23 protein-coding genes are annotated in these 20,314 nt (G+C 41.5%); all 23 read right to left on the bottom strand.

Features of this window, described 5'->3' with window-relative positions; translation table 11 throughout:
- Window position 1: 1 nt before the first annotated feature.
- The 23 genes from MKZ03_RS07705 to fliF are packed head-to-tail and all read right to left on the bottom strand — an operon-like array spanning window position 2 to window position 20,292.
- Window positions 2-1,075, bottom strand: coding sequence for a protein-glutamate methylesterase/protein-glutamine glutaminase (locus MKZ03_RS07705; RefSeq protein WP_060596270.1), 1,074 nt, complete (start codon window positions 1,073-1,075; stop codon window positions 2-4).
- Window positions 1,072-1,977 (bottom strand): MinD/ParA family protein, encoded by a 906-nt coding sequence (locus MKZ03_RS07700; protein ID WP_307499620.1) that lies wholly within the window; start codon window positions 1,975-1,977, stop codon window positions 1,072-1,074. Before MKZ03_RS07700 ends, MKZ03_RS07705 begins: the two co-directional genes overlap by 4 nt.
- Complete coding sequence (flhF, locus tag MKZ03_RS07695; protein ID WP_334749108.1) at window positions 1,974-3,089, bottom strand: flagellar biosynthesis protein FlhF; 1,116 nt, start codon at window positions 3,087-3,089, stop codon at window positions 1,974-1,976. Before flhF ends, MKZ03_RS07700 begins: the two co-directional genes overlap by 4 nt.
- Complete coding sequence (flhA, locus tag MKZ03_RS07690) at window positions 3,089-5,122, bottom strand: flagellar biosynthesis protein FlhA (RefSeq protein ID WP_034662346.1); 2,034 nt, start codon at window positions 5,120-5,122, stop codon at window positions 3,089-3,091. Before flhA ends, flhF begins: the two co-directional genes overlap by 1 nt.
- 29 nt (window positions 5,123-5,151) lie before the next feature.
- The gene (gene flhB / locus MKZ03_RS07685) at window positions 5,152-6,240 is read right to left on the bottom strand and encodes a flagellar biosynthesis protein FlhB (RefSeq protein ID WP_106030840.1); all 1,089 of its coding nucleotides are present in this window, start codon (window positions 6,238-6,240) and stop codon (window positions 5,152-5,154) included.
- Window positions 6,237-7,016, bottom strand: coding sequence for a flagellar biosynthetic protein FliR (fliR, locus tag MKZ03_RS07680; RefSeq protein WP_034662349.1), 780 nt, complete (start codon window positions 7,014-7,016; stop codon window positions 6,237-6,239). The genes flhB and fliR overlap by 4 nt, the downstream gene beginning before the upstream one ends.
- Window positions 7,017-7,022: 6 nt before the next feature.
- Window positions 7,023-7,292 (bottom strand): flagellar biosynthesis protein FliQ, encoded by a 270-nt coding sequence (fliQ, locus tag MKZ03_RS07675; RefSeq protein WP_003211206.1) that lies wholly within the window; start codon window positions 7,290-7,292, stop codon window positions 7,023-7,025.
- Between the two features lie 16 nt (window positions 7,293-7,308).
- Entirely contained in the window at window positions 7,309-7,974 is a 666-nt protein-coding gene (fliP, locus tag MKZ03_RS07670) for a flagellar type III secretion system pore protein FliP (RefSeq protein WP_007499580.1), read from the bottom strand.
- Entirely contained in the window at window positions 7,967-8,626 is a 660-nt protein-coding gene (gene fliZ / locus MKZ03_RS07665; RefSeq protein WP_034662351.1) for a flagella biosynthesis regulatory protein FliZ, read from the bottom strand. The genes fliP and fliZ overlap by 8 nt, the downstream gene beginning before the upstream one ends.
- A gap of 18 nt (window positions 8,627-8,644) precedes the next feature.
- On the bottom strand, window positions 8,645-9,007 hold the full coding sequence (locus MKZ03_RS07660; RefSeq protein WP_007499584.1) for a response regulator: 363 nt from the start codon (window positions 9,005-9,007) through the stop codon (window positions 8,645-8,647).
- A gap of 27 nt (window positions 9,008-9,034) precedes the next feature.
- Entirely contained in the window at window positions 9,035-10,159 is a 1,125-nt protein-coding gene (fliY, locus tag MKZ03_RS07655; protein WP_034662352.1) for a flagellar motor switch phosphatase FliY, read from the bottom strand.
- The gene (gene fliM, locus MKZ03_RS07650; protein WP_003212239.1) at window positions 10,149-11,147 is read right to left on the bottom strand and encodes a flagellar motor switch protein FliM; all 999 of its coding nucleotides are present in this window, start codon (window positions 11,145-11,147) and stop codon (window positions 10,149-10,151) included. Before fliM ends, fliY begins: the two co-directional genes overlap by 11 nt.
- A 32-nt stretch (window positions 11,148-11,179) precedes the next feature.
- Window positions 11,180-11,608: a flagellar basal body-associated protein FliL gene (gene fliL / locus MKZ03_RS07645; RefSeq protein WP_034662353.1), complete on the bottom strand. Its 429-nt coding sequence runs from the start codon at window positions 11,606-11,608 to the stop codon at window positions 11,180-11,182.
- Window positions 11,605-11,820 (bottom strand): flagellar FlbD family protein, encoded by a 216-nt coding sequence (locus MKZ03_RS07640; RefSeq protein ID WP_034662354.1) that lies wholly within the window; start codon window positions 11,818-11,820, stop codon window positions 11,605-11,607. Before MKZ03_RS07640 ends, fliL begins: the two co-directional genes overlap by 4 nt.
- Window positions 11,821-11,857: 37 nt before the next feature.
- Window positions 11,858-12,649, bottom strand: coding sequence for a flagellar basal body rod protein FlgG (gene flgG, locus MKZ03_RS07635; RefSeq protein ID WP_034662356.1), 792 nt, complete (start codon window positions 12,647-12,649; stop codon window positions 11,858-11,860).
- A 17-nt stretch (window positions 12,650-12,666) separates the two neighbouring features.
- Window positions 12,667-13,113 carry a flagellar hook assembly protein FlgD gene (gene flgD / locus MKZ03_RS07630; RefSeq protein ID WP_060596260.1) on the bottom strand — a complete coding sequence of 149 codons (447 nt, stop codon included), beginning with the start codon at window positions 13,111-13,113 and terminating at the stop codon, window positions 12,667-12,669.
- On the bottom strand, window positions 13,113-14,435 hold the full coding sequence (gene fliK / locus MKZ03_RS07625) for a flagellar hook-length control protein FliK (RefSeq protein WP_340972706.1): 1,323 nt from the start codon (window positions 14,433-14,435) through the stop codon (window positions 13,113-13,115). Before fliK ends, flgD begins: the two co-directional genes overlap by 1 nt.
- Complete coding sequence (locus MKZ03_RS07620) at window positions 14,436-15,137, bottom strand: MotE family protein (RefSeq protein ID WP_106036786.1); 702 nt, start codon at window positions 15,135-15,137, stop codon at window positions 14,436-14,438. It lies immediately after the preceding gene.
- 12 nt (window positions 15,138-15,149) lie between these two features.
- Window positions 15,150-15,593 (bottom strand): flagellar export protein FliJ, encoded by a 444-nt coding sequence (gene fliJ / locus MKZ03_RS07615; RefSeq protein WP_034620036.1) that lies wholly within the window; start codon window positions 15,591-15,593, stop codon window positions 15,150-15,152.
- Between the two features lie 8 nt (window positions 15,594-15,601).
- Entirely contained in the window at window positions 15,602-16,918 is a 1,317-nt protein-coding gene (gene fliI / locus MKZ03_RS07610) for a flagellar protein export ATPase FliI (protein ID WP_034662365.1), read from the bottom strand.
- Window positions 16,915-17,679, bottom strand: a complete 765-nt coding sequence (fliH, locus tag MKZ03_RS07605) for a flagellar assembly protein FliH (protein WP_034662367.1) — start codon at window positions 17,677-17,679, stop codon at window positions 16,915-16,917. Before fliH ends, fliI begins: the two co-directional genes overlap by 4 nt.
- Window positions 17,672-18,688 carry a flagellar motor switch protein FliG gene (gene fliG, locus MKZ03_RS07600; RefSeq protein ID WP_008344808.1) on the bottom strand — a complete coding sequence of 339 codons (1,017 nt, stop codon included), beginning with the start codon at window positions 18,686-18,688 and terminating at the stop codon, window positions 17,672-17,674. Before fliG ends, fliH begins: the two co-directional genes overlap by 8 nt.
- A gap of 11 nt (window positions 18,689-18,699) precedes the next feature.
- A complete protein-coding gene (gene fliF / locus MKZ03_RS07595; protein WP_034662370.1) occupies window positions 18,700-20,292 on the bottom strand; it encodes a flagellar basal-body MS-ring/collar protein FliF in 1,593 nt (530 codons plus the stop codon).
- Between the last annotated feature and the right edge of the window lie 22 nt (window positions 20,293-20,314).

Here is a 20,314-nt window from a genome sequence, read left to right as displayed (position 1 = left end):
TTCACGCCCTCTCTTTTTTCATGGAGCTTATAATTGCATGTGCGATGTCATCCACATGCCTTGTTTCATGTGCAAGGCCTGCTTTAATGACTGATTTAGGCATTCCGAAAACAACACATGATTCTTCTTTTTCTGCAATGACTTTCGTATGACCGCTTGCGACCATTTTTTTGACACCTTCTGTGCCGTCACTACCCATGCCTGTCATAATGACAGCAATTTTCTCGTAACCCTTTATATTGCTGATGGATTCAAATAAATAGTTAACAGAGGGTTTGTGCCGGCTTTCCGTGTCCTCTGGAGACAGCCTGATGACTAAGGATGCCCCTTGTTCATGAAGTGACATATTCATTCCACCAGGAGCTATGTAAGCCACTCCATTTTTAGCGATATCTCCATCTTGTGCTTCTTTAATCGAAATTTGAGATAAATGGTCCAACCTAGTAGCAAGTGATGCCGTAAATCCTGCCGGCATATGCTGCACAATCAAAATGGGTGCTTCTATGTCCTTTGGCAGCTTCGTGACGACTCGTTGAAGTGCTCTTGGCCCTCCCGTCGATGTTCCGATTGAAATAATCTTTCGGAGTGAGCTGCTTTTTACTGCTTGCGGGCGAGGAAAAGCCACTGGACTTGGCGTCTTCATCACCGGCTTAGGAGAAATCTGCACTTCTGTGCGTTTCCTTGACATCCCTGCCGCAAGCACTCGCTCTACAATTTGGCCTCTTACTTTGTGCAAATCGAGCGAAATACTTCCTGAAGGCTTTGTCACAAAGTCAAACGCACCAAGTTCTAAGCAATGGATGGTTAAATCTTTCCCTTGCTTTGTCTGGCTTGACACCATAATCACGGCAAGGTCGTGTTCAGCCAGGATTTGTTTTAATGCTTCTGTTCCATTTAAAACAGGCATTTCCACATCTAGTGTGACAACATCTGGATTCAGTTCCTTGATCCGTTTTAAGGCATCTTCCCCATTTCGCGCCGTTCCGACGACTTCTATTTCTTGCTCGGCACTTAGGAAATCACTAATGAGCTTTCGCATAAAGGCCGAGTCATCTACTACAAGCACTCTAATCATGAGTCCACCTTCCTCCTTTTAAAAAAAGAGGACAACTTATCTATAAACGTATGCTGCTCTCTCTGTGCCTCTCTTATCTGCTGTTGATAAAGTGTTTCTGCCAGCATCTTGATCGTTTTACTCAACCTTGAATGAGGCTGCTTGATATAAAATGGAATTTGTTCAGCCACTGCTTTTGGAACCGCAGGATCATCTGGCACAGCACCAGTAAATACTAGTTTTCTGTGTAGAAATGATGTGACCACTCCTGCTAATTTCCGGTAGGTTTCAGACCCTTCTGACGGGGTTTTACACCGGTTGACAATGATTTGCACAGATTGTTCAAACTGATGAATAGCTAAGTGTTTAATTGCGCTGTAGGCATCCATGATCGATGTTGGTTCTGGCGTTGTCACAACCACAACTTCTCCTGCTGATAAAACAAAAGGCAGTTGATCTTTTGACAAGCCGGCACCCATATCAAAGAAGATACAATCAAAGTCGTGCATCATTCTTTCCATTTCCTCTAGAAAGAACGACCATTGATCTTTATCTAAAGAAAACAGCTGTTCAAGTCCGCTTCCGCCAGAAATGTAATAAAGGTTGTTCGTTCCTTGTGTCATAGCTGCTCGGATAGATTTCTTCCTGACAAGAACATCTAATATAGAGCTAGTCGATGTTTTTCCTAGTAAAATATCAATATTCCCCATACCAAAATCAAGGTCGATGACTAACACTCGCTTGCCTGCATTTGCGATAGACAGTGCCATATTCAGCGTCAAATTTGATTTTCCTACTCCGCCTTTACCGCTCATGACAGCAATAGTTTTTGCCTGTCCGCTTATACCAAGAGGAGCCGGTGTGATCGTTTGATTCTGCTGAACGAGCTTTCTTAAACCTTCCGCTTGGTCGGGCTTCATCATTGTAAGACCATCCTTGTTAATTCAAGAGGAGAGCCCTCAAGAATATCCTCAGGTACATTTTGACCATTTGTTAAAAAGCCAAGTCCGATTTGAGAGTCTGTAATGATTTGAAAGATTGTTCCCATCGTGTCTGTTTCATCTACCTTTGTAAAAATGAATTGGTCGATTGGAACGTGTTCAAATCGTTTAACCATGGCTCTCATGTCCTGATACTTCGAGGTCGCACTCATCACTAGGAAACTTTGAAAGCTTTCATCAAATGGAATAATGTCTGTCAGCTCTTTGATATACGCTTCTTCTTTAAAGTTACGACCGGCTGTGTCTACGAAAATATGATCATACTCTTTAAAGGTCTCTTGAGCTTTCACAAAATCCTCTCTCGAATAACAAACCTCAAGCGGTGCATTGAGCAGTTCCGCGTATGTTTTCAGTTGTTCGATCGCTGCAATTCGGTACGTATCTGTTGTAATAAAAGCGATTTTCTTTTGCTTCTGAATGGCAGTTTTGGCAGCCAGCTTTGCAATTGTTGTTGTTTTACCAGCCCCAGTCGAACCAAACAGCACAATGTATTTTGAACGAATCATCGGCTCATCAGAGGTGTGAGCCGGCAGCATATCTGTCAGCAGTTGTTCAAGTTCTTTTTGAATTTGATCTTCCTTGACAGCACCTTTCGTTAAAAGACCTTTTAGGCATTCGTCCCGAATGGCATCATCAAGACCTTGATCCTTAAGCTTTTGATCGATTGCCATGAGAGGATCAGGCAGAATACCAGCATGCCGCTCATTCCTCGCATATTCTAAAGGCTGAGCATGAGAAGGTACTGGTTTCACTGCCTCAGGAGCAAAGGATGGCTCTTCAGGCCGGTGTTGAACCTGCTCCTTTTTCGGAAATACTGGAAGAGGAGGCGCAGGATGTACACCTTTACCCGCTCTTTCTTCAAAATCTTGATCCAGCACAGCTATTACTTCAACCATTTGCTGTTTCTTTAAACCGAATAGCTTTCGTTTAACAACGGTTTTGGAATTTAAAATGACGGCATCTTTCCCAAGCTGCTGCCTAATTTGAATTGTTGCCTCCTGCATTGAATTCGCTGTGATTTTTTTCATTTTCATTAGATATCCACCACTCCGATGCTCTGTACTTCCACATTTGCTTCTAGTTCGTTATAAGATAGTACCGGTAAATCCGGGAAATATCTTTCTAACAGCTGCTTGACGTACATTCTTATAGGAGGTGAGCACAATAGAACCGGCGTTTCCTGACGAAGCGAAAGCTGTTCAATTTCTCTCGCCACTGATTGAATCACACTTTCAGAGGATTCTGGATCTAATGATAAGTAGTTGCCATGCTCTGTCTGCTGTACGCTGTCAGCAATCACCTTTTCCACTCGGCCTGAGCATGTCACGACTTTGAGCGATTCATTTTCTCTTGCATATTGTGCGGTAATCTGTCTTGCCAGCGCCTGTCTGACATACTCTGTTAACAAATCTGTATCCGTCGTTAATTTTCCGTAGTCTGCAAGCGTCTCAAAAATGGTGACAAGATTTCGAATAGAAACCTTTTCTTTCAACAGTTTTGCCAACACTTTTTGAATATCACCAACTGCTAGTGGATTTGGGGTCACCTCATCCACTAACACAGGATAACTTTCTTTCAGATGATCGATTAATTGCTTCGTTTCTTGACGTCCGAGCAGTTCGTGTGTGTTTTGTCTAATCTTCTCTGTGATGTGAGTAGACACAACAGATGCAGGATCTACAACCGTATAGCCGAGCATCTCAGCCTGATCTTTTTCTGCTTCTGAGATCCATTTAGCCGGAAGACCAAAGGATGGCTCGATTGTTTCAATTCCTTCAATCGGATCATCATCAGGCGTAGGAGACATCGCTAAGTAGTGATCAAGCAGCAGCTCACCTTTTGCCACTTCGTTCCCTTTTATTTTGAGTCGATACTCATTTGGGTTAAGTGCAATGTTGTCTCGAATTCGGACAACTGGAATCACAAGACCTAGTTCAAGGGCAAGCTGCCTTCGGATCATCACAATTCGGTCTAACAGGTCACCGCCTTGATTTGCATCGGCTAGCGGAATCAAGCCATAGCCAAACTCAAATTCAATGGCATCCATTTGGAGAAGGTGAATGACACTTTCTGGACTTTTCATCTCTTCTACCTCTGCCTGTTCCTCTAGTACCTCTTCTATTTCTTCTTGATCCTGTTTGTTTTTTGACATCAAGTATGCACCGAGGGCAAGTAAACCTGCGATCGGTCCTGTCAAAAGTACGCCGATTGGAGTAAACAACCCAAGAAGGAAGATCGTACCTGCTGTGACGTAAAGCATAGCTGGGAATGCAAACAGCTGTTCAGTGATATCTGACCCAAGGTTCCCATTAGAAGCAGCCCTTGTGACGACAATCCCTGTCGCTGTTGAAATGAGAAGTGCAGGAATTTGTGAAACAATCCCGTCTCCTACCGTTAATAATGTAAAGTGGGAAGCTGATTCTTGAATCGACATTCCTTGCTGAAGCATCCCAATAATAATCCCAAAAATAATATTAATAATGACGATGATAATACCTGCGATGGCATCTCCTTTGACGAACTTACTTGCCCCATCCATCGCACCATAAAAGTCTGCTTCTCTCGCTACTTTTTCACGGCGATTTCTCGCTTCACTTTCTGTCAGCATCCCTGCATTTAAATCTGCATCAATACTCATTTGTTTCCCTGGCATCGCATCGAGGGTAAATCTTGCCGCAACCTCTGAAACACGCTCAGCCCCTTTGGTAATGACAACAAATTGAATGATGATCAGAATAAGGAAGACCACCAGACCAACGAGTATATTTCCTCCAACAACAAATGAACCAAACGTTTCTACAACCTTTCCAGCGTCTCCAGTTGATAGGATAGATCGTGTTGTAGAGATGTTAAGCCCTAAGCGGAACAGCGTTAAGAGCAAAAGCAATGATGGAAATATTGAAAATTGCAGTGGTTCTTGCATGTTCATTGTGGTGAGAAGCACGATAAGCGCAAGAGATATATTAATAATGATTAAAATACTTAATAGCATTGGCGGAAATGGTATGACCAGCATCGCCACAATTAAAATAACACTGAATAAAACAGATAAATCTCTTGCTGCCATGCCTGTTCTCTCCTTTTAAAACCAAAAATTCATAAAATCTTTTGTTTCGTTTTATATACGTAAGCTAAAATTTCTGCGATCGCCTTAAAGTATTCCTCTGGCACCGCTTGGTCGATGTCGACCTGATCATATAGTGCACGAGCGAGCGGCCGGTTTTCTACGGTCATGATATCGTGCTCTTTCGCAATCGTTCTAATTTTCAAAGCCAAAATATCTGTTCCCTTTGCCACAACAAAGGGCGCGTCCATCTTTTCTTCGTCATATTTTAAAGCAATTGCATAGTGGGTTGGGTTTGTAATGATGACGTCCGCTTTTGGGACTTCCTGCATCATCCGTCTCATGGCCATTTCCCGCTGGCGCTGTTTAATCTTTGATTTTATGAGCGGGTCACCCTCAGATTTTTTATACTCATCTTTAATGTCTTGTTTAGACATCCGCAAGTTTTTTTCATAATCAAATTTCTGATACATATAATCAAGCCCTGCTAAGACCATTAGAGCGCCTGCTGCATATAGACCCATAATCAAGGTCATATTTGCGACGAAATGAAGGGTTTCCTCTGCTGTTAATAAAGGAAGCCGCAGAATTTCGTCAAAGTGCATCCAAAGTGCAATAAATGTCGCAAAACCAACAAAACCAATTTTCAAAATAGATTTTAATAGCTCTACGAGGGCTCGAATACTGTATATCCGTTTAAACCCTTTGATAGGATCTAGCTTTTCTAATTTCGGTTTGATGACTTCTGTTGAAAAGAGAAAGCCAACTTGTAAATAGTTACTGATGACACCTGCCAGCATACCAACACCAAGGATTGGCATGAGAAGGAGCGCTGTTTCCTGAAGCAATTCCATGAATAGTTGATGAATATTAGATGTGCTAACCTTCATTAGCATGGTTGTTGAATAAAAACGTTCAATAAGCGCAATAATACGCTCTTTCATAAAAGGCCCAATAAAAAAGAATGATAAAAAGATTAATAGAAATGAGATGGCTGTATTGACGTCGGTACTTTTGGCAACCTGACCTTTTTTACGTGAATCTTGTCTCTTTTTCGGCGTTGCTTTTTCTGTTTTTTCACCTGCGAAAAATTGCAAGTCTAGTCTAAGCCTTGTCATCATGACGAACCACCGACCAATGCTAAGAAATTCCTCATGGTGAGTACAATCGTATCAAATGTATTTTGGACAACACCGAAGATGACGCCCATACAGATGATGATCATAATAAAACTCACACCCATTTTAATAGGAAGTCCGACCACAAATACGTTCATCTGCGGAACTGTTCGTGCCACAATGCCCAGTGCCAAATCGACCAAAAACAAGCTGGCGACAACCGGTGCCGAGATTTGAAAGGCAATGATGAACATTTGGTTGAAACTCTTTGCAATAAAGTAAGCAAAGGATTCACTGCCGAAATTCAGTGCGTACTGATCAACTGCAATATATTGAAAGCTGTAATAGATTCCATCAAGTAGCAGGTGGTGTGCATTGGTTGCCAGCATCAATAGCAATGTGACCGTATAAAAAAACTGCCCCATCAGCGGCGTTTGCGCCCCTGTTTGTGGATCAATTACATTGGCGATCGCAAAGCCCATTTGAAAATCAATGAATGAGCCGGCAATTTGAACAGCGGACACCATGATATATGCAATCAGTCCAAGCAGAAGTCCGACCATTGCTTCTTTCACAGCAAGCATCATATAAAGACCGTCTACGTCGAGTGCTGGCGGTTCCTTAATCGTGCTAAAACTAATCACGGCTAAAAACAGTGAGAAGCCAACTCTGTGTACAGCTGGGATTGTTCTATGCGCTAAAAGCGGTACTGTCACAAAAAAAGCGGTGATCCGAATAAAAACTAACAGAAAAGCAGGGAATAATTCTATGATTGACATCGCTGGTTAACCTGCAAATCGATCTAAATTCGAGAACAGCTCTGTCGTAAAGGACACAATGGTTGACAGCATCCATGGACCAAACACAACAAGCCCAATAAGAACTGCAACAATTTTAGGAATGAACGCAAGCGTCTGTTCTTGAATTTGGGTTGTCGCCTGAAACACACTGACAATCAGTCCCACAATAAGAGCGAGCGCTAGAAGCGGCCCACTGACAAGCAATACCACATACACTGATCTTTCAGCCATCGTAATGACAAATTCTGAACTCATGTTTTAAGCACCTACTCTAAAAGCTTTGCAGCAAAGATTTAACAATCAAATACCATCCATCGACTAAAACAAATAACAATATTTTGAAAGGGAGCGATATCATAACCGGAGGAAGCATCATCATCCCCATTGACATCAGGACACTTGCGACCACCATGTCAATAATTAAAAATGGAATAAAGATCATGAAACCAATTTGAAATGCCGTCTTTAATTCTGAAATAGCAAAAGCGGGTACCATCGCCGTTAACGGAATATCTTTTATCGATTCAGGTGTATCCATTTTTGCGTAACTAAGAAATAAAGCCAAATCCTTCTGTCTCGTATGTTTACTCATAAACTCTTTAATTGGCACTTCGGCTTTTTCATATGCCTGATTTAGCGTAATGTCATCATTTAAAAGCGGCGTCAGTGCCTCTTTATTAATCTCTGAGAACGTGGGTGCCATGATAAAAAATGTGAGAAACAAAGCAAGCCCTACAAGCACTTGGTTTGGCGGCATTGAGTTGGTTGCAAGTGACGTTCTAACGAATGAAAGTACAATCACTATTCGTGTAAAACATGTCATTAAAATGAGAATGCCTGGTGCAACCGAAAATACGGTTAAAAGTAAAAGAAGACGGACAGACGTGCTAATGTTCCCTGCACCGCTGGAATTAAATAAATCGATAAACTCATTCATTTTGTTTCGGGCCTTTCTTTCTGACTTCTGCTTGGGTCTTTTTCAATTCGGCTAGCTGCGCCTTCAAATTGGCTGAAAAAGAAGAAGTGGTTGGCTGATTTTGTTTCTTTACCTGCGATGTGAATTTTTGAACGATTTTTGGTAAATCTGTTTTGCTTTCCATCGCTTCTTCATATTGTTTCACGATCGCTTCACATTCTTGTTCATCATCAATTTCTTTTAGCAGCTGGATTGAGTCCGCTACTCCAACAACTAATACTCGTCTGCCCACTTTGATAAGCTGGACTGAACGGTTTTGGCCAACCGTCGTTCCGCCAATATTTTCAACATAGCGAAATGGTTTAAGTAAGCGGTTTTGCTTACCAACAAATCTCACCAATCCATATATGAGCAGGATGACAAAAAGTAAAGCACCAATCATTTTGACAAAATCCATAATGGAGACAGAAGAAGAGGGAACTTCTTCTGCCGGATTCGTTTGATTGTCAGTGGTTGTCTTTTCTGTATCCTTTTTGCTGCCTTTCTCTTCTTTGAGCCAGTCATTCACTGTGCCATTTTCAGGATCTTTCGTTTCAGCAAACAGTGAGGCAGGCTGCATCGTCAAGAAAAGCAAAAAACTGATCATTGCTATACATATCAAACGTTTTTTCAACAAGTCTTACACCCTTTTTTAGCCTAACGTTTTATTAATTGCTTCAAGTACACGGTCTGCCTGGAACGGCTTCACGATAAAGTCTTTTGCACCTGCTTGGATCGCGTCAATAACCATTGACTGCTGCCCCATTGCAGAACACATGATGATTTTTGCAGAAGCGTCGATTTGTTTAATTTCTTTTAGCGCTGTGATCCCGTCCATTTCTGGCATTGTGATATCCATTGTGACAAGGTCTGGAGAAGTTTCTTTGTATTTTTCAACTGCTTGAGCGCCGTTTTCTGCTTCTCCTACGACATCAAATCCGTTTTTTACAAGAATATCCTTTATCATCATTCTCATGAATGCTGCATCATCTACGATTAATACCTTAGTAGCCATTTACTTATTCTCTCCCTATATGTTTGTTTATTTTAAATTAGAAAGTCTTTCTGACTGACTTAATATATCAGTCACACGAACACCAAAGTTCTCATCAATGACAACGACTTCCCCTTTGGCGACAATTCGTTTGTTCACCAGAATGTCTACTGGCTCCCCAGCAAGTTTGTCCAGTTCAATGATACTTCCAGCTGAAAGCTCAAGGACTTCTTTTACACTGCGCTGAGTTCTTCCAAGTTCCACCGTAATGGAAAGCGGAATATCCATCAGCATATCAAGATTTCCAAGCTGGCTTGTTGTATGCTGAGGCTCACTGAACGCTTCAAATTCAACAGGTGCTACATTTACAGGTGCTGCCGGCTTTGGCTTCGCCTGTCTTTTCGCCGGAGCTGCTTGCTGCGCTGGTGCAGACTGCGTTTGCGGAGCTGCCGGCTGAGGTTCAGGTGTGCTCACTTGAGTGTCTTGAACCGGCTCTTCCTCTTGCGCAGGGTCTGTTAATTCTGCGATTAAATCCTTCGCAAATGTAATAGGATAAAGCTGCATAATATTTGAATCGATGAGTTCACCTATTTTTAATCTGAAGGATACTTTGACAAGCATTTCTTCAGCTGGAATGCGGTCTGTCCCTTCTCCTTCTTTCACATCAAGTAATTCGACGCGCGGCGGAGAAATATCAATCTTTTTATTAAAGACCGTCGACATGGATGTCGCAGCAGAACCCATCATTTGGTTCATTGCTTCTTGCACTGCACTTAAGTGAATCTCGCTTAAAGAAGGGTCAGCATTTGTCCCGTCTCCGCCCATCATTAAGTCCGCAATGACTGCTGCATCTGTTTGCTGGACGACAAGCAAGTTACTTGCGCTGAAGCCTTCTGTATAATTCACTTCAATAGCGACATACGGATGAGGAAATTCCTCATTCAGCATACTTTTTTGAATCACTGTAACAGTTGGAGTAGTAATCTCCACTTTTTGATTTAATAGGGTTGAAAGTGCTGTTGCAGAGCTACCGAATGAAATGTTTCCGATTTCCCCAATGGCATCTTGCTCCATTGCAGAAAGGATTGTATCAGGCTCTATATCGTCATTGCTGCCTCCTTTAAGGAGCGCATCGATTTCGTCTTGTGATAATTTACTTCCGTTATTCTCCATCTTCTTCACCTCTTATGTCGTGATCTAGAATTTGAATCGCCTGTTTCCGATTCACGCGGCCGGCCTGTCCCAAGAATTTCGGTTTATTTCCGACCATAACAGTAAGAGGCGCATTTACTGGTTTGTCCAAGGCAATACAATCACCAATTTCCAAATTCAAAAACTCTTCCACCGTCATTTCCGATTCCCCTAGCTCTGCGACTACCGGTATTTTTGCCGTCATAATCCGTTTTTCAATGGCCTTTGTTTCTTGTTGTTTTGGTTCATTTCGTTCAGACTGCATCCAGTAGTGTACAGACAGCTTCGGAATAATAGGCTCCAATACAACATGAGGAATACATAGGTTAATAACCCCGCTGACCTCACCAATTTGTGTATTAAGAGAAATGACGACAACTGTTTCGTTTGGTGACACCATTTGAACAAACTGGGGATTTACCTCGAAATCTGCCATTTCAGGCTCGATGTCGGTTATGGACTGCCACGCTTCTCTGTAATTTTCCAAAGCTCCCTCAAACATGTTTGAGATAATCTTTGTTTCGATTTCTGTAAGTGATTCTGTCTTATTATGACTAATGCCAATCCCGCCCATCAGCCTGTCCATCATGGCATAGCCGATTGTTGGGTTCACTTCAAGCATGATTCTTCCTTCAAGCGGGCTGACGTAAAATAAGTTTAATAATGTCATATTAGGAATCGAACGAATAAATTCTTCGTATGGTACTTGGTCAACCGAGCTGACAGTAATTTGAATATATGATCTTAGCTGAGCTGAAAAGTGCGTGGTGAGCAGTCTAGCGAAGTTATCATGAATCCTTGTTAAACTTCGAATCTGGTCTTTCGAAAAGCGCAGTGCACGTTTAAAATCATACACCTTCACTTTTTTCGTCGTTTCTTCTTTTTTCAGCTCTTCTGCATCCATTTCGCCTGTAGATATGGCGGATAATAATGCATCGATCTCATTCTGGGAAAGCACTTCTCCTGACATTTCTTCACCTCCATCGTGTCAATTAATCGCCTCTATTGCAGATTAAAGGAGGTTATATATACTTCTTTCACCTTGCCATCTTGCAAATAGTTATTCACTTTGTTTTTGACTAGTGTTTTAAAATGTTCTCTGCCTTTTTTGCCATCAAGTTCATCTGCATTCGTGTCTGATAAAATGTCGATTACGGCGTCTTTCACTTGAAAACTTCTTTTCTCGAGCTCTTCTTTTGCTTTTTCAGAGTCCGTTTCAATATTCAATACAAGTTTGACAGCATTTCCTTCAGACTTTAAATTAGTAATAATCTCAGGAATTTCAACAGAAGCTTTTACGACTTCATCTGCTGTTGGCTCTTTTTCTGCTTTTGCTTCGTCTGACCCATTCAGCAGAAAAAAGATGCCTGCTCCAATTCCGACGATGGCAATAATCATGATTAGCATTACTACGACTAATTTCTTCTTCATTCAAACTCCTCTATTCCTTGATTCAATGAAATGACTTGGATTTTTCTGTAGAAAGAAATGATTTTCTCTTGAAGCTGCTCTTTATCTTCTTTCACAACGAATTTCTTTCCATTGGCTAATGTAATGGTCGTGTCTGGAAAGCTTTCGATTTGCTCGATATGGAGAGCGTTCAGCATAAATCCTTTGCCATTTAATCTTGTCACTTCAATCATATTAAGCAGAGAAGCGATAAACCGCTCCCCCTACCTCCTATCGTTTCAGATTCACAAGCTCTTGCAGGATTTCATCAGATGTTGTGATCGTCTTTGCATTCGATTGGAATCCGCGCTGCGCGATAATCATTTCAGTAAACTCGTCTGTTAAATCAACATTTGACATTTCAAGTTTACCTGTTTGGATGACGCCCGTTCCTTGTTCACCAGGTACGATAGGGTTACTTGGAGCACCTGAGCTTAAGGTCTGGCGGTAAAGGTTGTCACCAACTTTGTCTAACCCTCCTGCGTTACGGAAAGATACGAGTGATACTTGACCAACGGTTCTTGATACATTGTTTTCAACAACCGAAACCGTTCCATCTGGACCAACACTCACACTCGAAACGCCGTCTGGAATCGTTATCTTTTGTCCATTCATTCCAAGCAGATAATTTCCATCAGGGGTGACTAAGCTTCCCTCTGAATCAGTGTCGAAATTCCCTGTTCTTGTATAAAGAATTTCTCCTTGACTTTCAATCCGGAAAAACCCATCTCCATTGATATAGAAGTCGTAAGGTTCATTTGTATTTTGAGAAGATCCCGCTGACATGATTTTATCAATAGAAGATAAAGATGATCCTAAACCAATTTGTTTTGAGTTGATTGAACCAGAGTTGTTCGTTGGTCCACCAGAACTTCCAATGGTTTGGCTGACCATATCTTTAAAAGTGATACGGCTTTTTTTGTATCCGTGTGTATTGACGTTGGCTACGTTGTTGGCTACAACATCTAATTTTGATTGGAAGTTTTTCATTCCGCTAATTCCTGAGTAAAGTGAGCGTAACATTTATTTTCCTCCTCGAATTACTTCGTTTTTTCTCCAACTGCTGTAACATCCCAAGGGCTGATTTTCGTTCCATCTTCTAAATACAAGAAGTATTCATTGTTTATGTTTTTAACAGACTTCACAGTGCCTGATATCTCTTTATCATCTTGTTTACCGGATACTTCTTTACCAATCCATCCTACATACGTCGTAAACGGATCTTGGTGAGCAACAAATGTAGACATGAGCTGATTCAGCTTGGTGATAGAATCATTCATATTGGTTTGTTGTTCTAAAGATGAAAATGTTGCAAGCTGTGTGACAAACTCACGGTCATCTAGTGGGTTTGTCGGATCTTGGTTTTGAAGCTGTGTAAGCAATATTTTCAAGAATTGATCTTTGCCAAGCGTATCTGTTTTCTTTTCTGCCTTTGAAGAAGTGTCTGTTTGTGCGACTGTTCTATTTGTAGCATCAACTGTTGCCATTAGATTTCCTCCTCTTCTTCATCTGACCCAACAAGAGCATCCAGTACATCTTGGAATTCTGCTTCCTGTTCATCAGGCTTCTGGAAATTCTGCCCTTTTGACTGCTGCTGCTTGTTTTCTTCATTAAACTGTCCAAATAACGACTGCTCATTTGATTGAAGCGGTATATGGAAACGGTCCACTTGAACCGACATATTCGGAAGCGCCTGTTTGAGCTGCGGCAGGTGATGCTCTAACAGCTCTTTCGCTGCTTGTGTCGAAGCTGTAATTTTACTCGCATACATACCGTTTTGCTTCGTCAGTTGAATCGTGATAAATCCGAGATTTTCTGGATTTAATCGAACTGTGAAGCGTCCGCTTGAGTTGCCAAATGGCGTGAATTTCATTTGCTTCCACGTATTTAGTATTTGCTGATCAACCGTTCCTGGCTTTTCATCAGTTGTTTGTGTCTGCTGAACAGGAGCTACTGATTGCAGTTGAAAAAACTGCTTATGACCTGGCAAAAGCGTATGAGTGATGTTTTTTTCAGAAGCAGGTGCAGCAGTGCTTTGTCCTTTGACAACTTCCTTTTTGATGAGCCATTCAAGGGAGGAAGCACCTTTTGCCGGAGAAGCAAGAGTAGATTCTTGTCTTGGAGAGACCAATTCTTTTAACTCTCCTAAAGCAATTTTCAACTCTTTGTCTGATCCTTTTGCGTTTGCCATCATATGGTCGATTAACTGATTAAAGTGTTTCAGCTCACTTTGAGACATCGAATTCAGCTTTGGTGCTGAACCCTGCGAGAAAAACTGCTCTTTTACTTGCTGAATCAGTTTCTCATCTACCCCATTTTTCGAAAGAAAGTGAATGAAGTCTTGACCTTTTGCTTCAATATCCTGCACTAGCTTTGCATCAAAGCTGAGCGGCTGTTGATTGAGCAGTTGATATAAGAAAAAGTGGACTTGTATGAGCTGCTCACTATGTTCAGAAGCTGGCTTATCAGCTTGATCATCGTAAATGGATGATTCCATTTTTTGAAATAACTCTTCTAGTGACTTGAGATCAGACGAATCAAGCGTTTGACTTTGAAGTGTTTGAAGCGCTTCAAGAAGGTCTCCGTCGATCCCTTCTTCAGGTGATTGCATCCATTTTTCAATGATTTGCATCGCATCATTGATGGAAAGAGAGGCACCCGCTGTCTCAGCATTAACAAGACCGCTTTGTGCGCCTGCCCCGCTAAGTAATTGTTTAAACAACCCGCGTGCAGATGCCACGCCGCCTCCCTTTGGCCCCGAAAGACCTTGAGACGATTGCTGTAAGGCTCCAATATCCAATAGCTTCACTTATTGTCCACCCCCATTTTCACTTTCTTCTTTTTTAGCAAGCTCTTTCGTAAATGTAGCTGCCTTCTGAGGTGTCAGTTTTGCTAATATATCTGTTAGTTTATTTTTGCTCAGCTCTTCAAGGATCTTCAATGCCTCTTTATCACTTAATTCTGATAAAATTTTGGCGGATTTCCCTGCGTCCATGCTTTCATAGATACTGACAATCTTCCCTTTAGGTTTCTGGTTAGAGGCTCCTGCCCCATCAGAAGTTGTCCCTGACGCATTATTACCTGATGTATCGCTTGATGAGCTGTTGTTTGTTGAACTATCACTCGCTGACGTATTATTCGCATCATTTTTAGATGTTTTTTCAAGCGAACTGATTTTTTGATTCAGTCTTTTAATCTCTTCATCACTTGTTTTTAAATCTTTTTGTGCAATTTCAAGTTCATTTTTTTGCTCTTTAATGGTCTTTTTCAGTTCCTTCAATTCTGCATCGCTTTGATCATTATGTGAAGATGACGTTTTTGAGGTGTCATCTGAACCAACCAAACTGCTGATCACAGGAATGTTTTGGAGCGGTTTCTTTAGATCAAAACCCGCAATATAAAGGATTGTGCCAGTCACAATCACAAGCACAATCAATGGGATAATGACAATAAACAAGATCCATTGAAATTTACCGCCGCTTGATTCCTTCGTTTTTTCCTTCTTAGGCATTCATCTCGACTCCTAATGTCCTTGAAACATGAATTGGCTGATAGAGATATCATCCATTTCTTTCATTTCAATGGCCTTATGTTCAAGGGAAAACTTTTCATACTGCTTTTCTTTCATTTTTTCAAACTTTTTAAACTCAATGTTTTTTTCAGTTAAATCAGATTGTTTTTCATTCATTTGATGGCGTTTCATGATCACAAGCTGCTGATAGTGCTGAATGGTGTTATCTAAATTGGTCACAAATTGCTGGTAATGACGCATTTCTTGAACACTCATACCACTTCTCAGCTTTTCTTCTTTGCTTTTTTCCATTAATTCTTTTTTACTCATATTTTCATAGAGTTTTTCAGCGACTTGCTCAAATGCTGAAACGGATTGTTGGTACGCTGCGAGTGACTTGTCTTTTTCACTTTCTTTCAGTTCTAAGAGCTTTTGAAATTTGTATTGATATCTCACTGTTTTTGTCAATCCTCTCTATTCATCAAACGGAGCAATAAATTCACACTGTCTTCAATAGATACAGCCTCTTCTACATCCTGCTTCAAAAATGAAATCAGATGAGGATAAGCCTGCATGGCCTCATCAATGTCTTTCGAGGAGCCTTTTTTATAAGCTCCAATGTTAATGAGGTCTTCAGCGTTTTGATAAGTGGATAAAAGCTGGCGGAACCGGTTGGCCGCCTCCTTGTGATCATGACTTGCGATATTGCTCATAACGCGGCTGATACTTTTCAGAATATTGACAGCAGGAAATTGTCCTTTGTTGGCTAAAGCACGATCAAGTACAATGTGGCCATCTAAGATCCCCCTGACTGTATCAGCAATTGGCTCATTCATATCGTCACCATCAACAAGCACTGTGTAAAACGCTGTGATGGAACCAAGCTGATTCGTTCCAGTTCGTTCAAGTAATTTAGGCAGTATAGCGAACACCGAAGGTGTATATCCTTTTGTCGTTGGCGGTTCGCCAGTTGCAAGCCCGATTTCCCTTTGTGCCATAGCGACCCGTGTAACAGAGTCCATCATGAACATGACATTTTTCCCTCTGTCTCTAAAATATTCCGCAATAGCTGTTGCTGTATAAGCAGCTTTCATTCTCGTCAGTGCAGGCTGGTCAGAAGTTGCGACAACAACAATCGAACGCTTCAGTCCTTCAGCACCTAAATCCTTTTCAATAAACTCACGAACTTCACGGCCACGCTCTCCTACAAGGGCAATGACATTCAGATCTGCTTCTGTCTGCTTTGCAATCATTCCCATTAAGGTACTTTTTCCAACACCACTTCCAGCAAAAATCCCGATCCTTTGACCAGTGCCAACTGTGAGCAGACTATCGATCACTCTGACACCAACGCCCATCTTTTCTCGAATCGGCGGCCTGTCCATCGGATTTGGGGGAGACTGTTCTGTCGAAACAGGCGCAAGTCCCTTTGGAAGCATACTGCCGTCCAGCGGATCACCGAAGGCATCAACGACTTCGCCGATTAATCCAGTCCCAACTTTGACCTTCAGCGACTCACCTGTCGCTTCAACTAGACTTCCTGGTGAAATATTGGATGCTTCTACATAAGGCATGAGCAGAATGTTTTCATCTCTAAACCCTACGACCTCTGCTTTTATCGGATCGTGCCTACGCCCTTTTTTATGAATGAGACACACGTCCCCGATAGAACTCTCCGGCCCCTTAGATTCAATCATCAGCCCAACAACTCGATTGACTTTGCCAAATCGTTTATAAGGATCGGCGGTTTCAATTGTTTCTTTTAACACATCAATGTTCATTTGTGATCACCTGAATCAATGACTTCTAGTAACTTTTCTTTCAACTGATTCATTTGGGTATCAACACTCGCTTCCACTTTTCCAAAGCTTGTTTCTACGTAACAAGTCCCTTTTGGCGCTTTTTCATCCGAGTAAATGGCAAGGTGTGTATCCTTTTGAAGGATTCTGATTAATTCGTCTTTATACTCCATCACATGATCGTAATGTTCAGGGTCAACATAGATGGAAATATCGTCATATTCTTTCACTTCTGAAATGACCTGCTTCACGAGAGCCAAAAATTGATCTTTCGTGTCCTCAGCCGAGTACCAAACGCGTTTGGCGAGTTCGAAAGCCAGTTCCACAATTTTTTCTGCGGAGCTTTCAATTTTTTCTTCGTAATCCTGCTTGGCAAGACTGACAATGTCATTCGCTTGATCAAGAATCGATTGGTACTGCATATTCGCATCTGTTTCACCCTTTTGGAAGCCATCTTGGTAACCTGCTTGTTTCGCTTCTTCAATGAGCTGCATTCTTTCTTCTTCAAAAGCAGCGCGGCGCTGATTGATTTCAGCCATTGTTTTTTCAAGCTCACTATTTGCTTGTTCTACTATACGGCTTGCTTGATCTTCAGCATCACTTAGTACAAGCTGCGATGCTTCTGTTTCATTGACAAGCTCTTCTTCGTGATGTTCTTTTTTAAACTCCACTTGCTGCAAAGGAATCGTTTGCCGGCCTTGCTCAGGAATAACAGATGTTTCATGTTTGATAATCCTAGACAATGATATCGTCTCCTCCGCCTCGAGCTATGACGATTTCTCCAGCTTCCTCGAGTCGTCTTACGATGCTGACAATACGAGTTTGTGCTTCCTCGACATCTCTAAGCCGGACAGGTCCCATAAACTCCATTTCTTCTTTGAACGTTTCGACCATTCGCTGTGACATGTTGCGGAAGACAATTTCTTTGACCTCTTCGCTTGCCACTTTGAGCGCGAGCAATAAGTCGTCATTTTCAACATCTCTGATCACACGCTGAATCGCTCTACTGTCAAGAGTGACAATATCTTCAAAGACAAACATACGTTTCTTGATTTCATCAGCAAGCTCAGGATCTTGAATTTCAAGTGTGTCTAAAATGGTCTTCTCGGTCGCACGGTCTACACCATTTAGTACTTCTACAACCGCTTCGACCCCGCCCGTTTGCGTATAGTCCTGCGTAAAGGTTGAAGAAAGCTTTTGTTCAAGAATGCGTTCCACTTCATTGATGATCTCTGGAGATGTGCGGTCCATTAAAGCAATACGTCTCGCAACCTCTGTTTGTACTTCCTCACCTAATTCAGATAAAATCTGCCCAGCTTGGACTGGATCTAAGTAGGAAAGGATGAGCGCGATGGTTTGTGGATGCTCATGCTGGATAAAGTTTAAGATTTGTTCTGGGTCAGCCTTTCGAGCAAAATCAAACGGTTTCACTTGAAGCGAGGATGTTAATCGGTTTAAGATGCTGTCCGCTTTGTCCTCACCAAGCGCTTTTTCAAGCACTTGTCTTGCGTACATAAGACCGCCTTGTGATATGTAGTCCTGCGCGATGGCGATGCTGTGAAACTCTTCGATGATTTCATCTTTCTTAGCGGTATCTACACTTCGTACATTGGAAATTTCTAATGTTAATTTTTCTATTTCGTCTTCAGACAGATGTTTGTATACAGATGCTGACACGTCTAGCCCTAAGGAAATCATTAGGATTGCTGCTTTTTGTCTGCCTGTTAGTCGATTTGGATCTTTTCTCGACATGTGTATTCCTCCTAATCCTCGGACAGCCAGCTGCGTAGCAATTTAGCAAAGTCTTCTGGTTTTTCTTTTGCCATTTTTTCAAGCTGATTTTTTCTCACCATTTCTTCTGTTTCTGGTTCAGTGTCGATATCAGGAACATGGATTGGTGTACGTTCATCAAACTCAAACTCTTCTTCCTCTTCTTTTCTGCGTTTACGCACAAGAAGAATAATGAGAGCGATAATTGCAAGTAGTAGCACACCGCCTACAATATAAACCCAGATTGGAATATTGTTTGATGGGTTTTCTGCTGCAGTTTGCTGTTTACCGTCTAATTTTGATACAGATAAAACAATTTTGTTATCTAAGTCCGCTTGAGTGAGCGCTTGACCATTTGTGTATTCTTTATCAATTGAAGTGCTAATGATCGTTGAAAGAATCTTTTTGATATCATCTTGCCTTTCAGGTGTTAAAGAGTTCACATCGTTTGCCGTTGGTGGTTCGACCAATGCTTGAATGCCAACATCTCTAATTTTATAAGGGCTCTCTTTGATATCTTTATGAATGCGGTTGACTTCATAGTTGATACGATCTTCGCTCTTTTCGTAATCTCCGCTACCGTTCGCTCCATCGGCGCCTTGATAATTTGTGACATCATCGTCGCCTGTTCCAGCGGTGCCTCCAGCTGCTGCACCATTTCCTGAATAAGTTTCAGCAATCTTTTCAGCACTGACAGCAATGCCTTGCATGTTTTCTTTATCAACTGGTTCTACAAGATCTTCTTTTCTTTTCTCTTCAGTAAAATCAATGTCTGTTGTGACCGATACAGCCACTTTTTCTTGACCCATCATTGTTCCGAGCAGCTGTTGAATTTTTCTTTGAAGGTTCTTTTCAATCTCTTCTTTTTTCTGCTGCTGTGCATCCATTCCACTTGCATAAGAATCGGAACTGCTGTTTAAGTCGTAGTAGTTGGAATCTTGGTCCATAATGACAATGTTTTCTGTCTTTAAATTCGGCACACTTTTTGAAATAAGATGATAAAGGCCTTTTACTTGCTGCGGCGCGAGCGTGTAGCCAGGCTCAACTTGCAGCACAATGGATGCTGATGCATTACTTTGCTCTTCTCCAACAAAAACGGAATCTTTTGGCAGGTTAATCATAACTTTTGAATCTTTAATCCCATCAATCGTGTTGATCAGATTGGATAGTTCTGTCTGAGTTGCGTCTACTTTCAGAACATCAAATTCATTATCTGTTAAACCGAAGCCGGAATTGTTCGCAAAGAAGGAATAATCAATATTCCCTGTCTTAGGGAGACCCTCAGATGCGAGTGTTACTTTTAAAGTGTCGGCCTGCTTTTCTGGAACGAGAATCGTTGTTCCATTATTCGCAAGTTCCGATTTAACGTTTTTGCCATCCAGTTCCTGTTTGATTTGTCCAGCTTCTGCCTCAGACAAATCTTTAAACAATGGAACCATTTTTTCAGAAGAAGCAAAGATGCTAACAACCGTAATAATGATTGCTAGGGCAGCAACGCCGCCAATCATAAGTATTTTTTGTAATTTTGATCGATTTCGCCAAAACTCAACTGTTTTTGTTCTTAATTGCATTAAAGTACGATTCATCTTAACCCCCGGTCATTCCATT

This window comes from Bacillus sp. FSL R5-0431, assembly GCF_038002985.1.
In the GTDB taxonomy this organism is placed as follows: Bacteria; Bacillota; Bacilli; order Bacillales; family Bacillaceae; genus Bacillus.
Note: the sequence above shows the minus strand (reverse complement) of the source record. Positions and strands in the feature narration are given on the sequence as shown.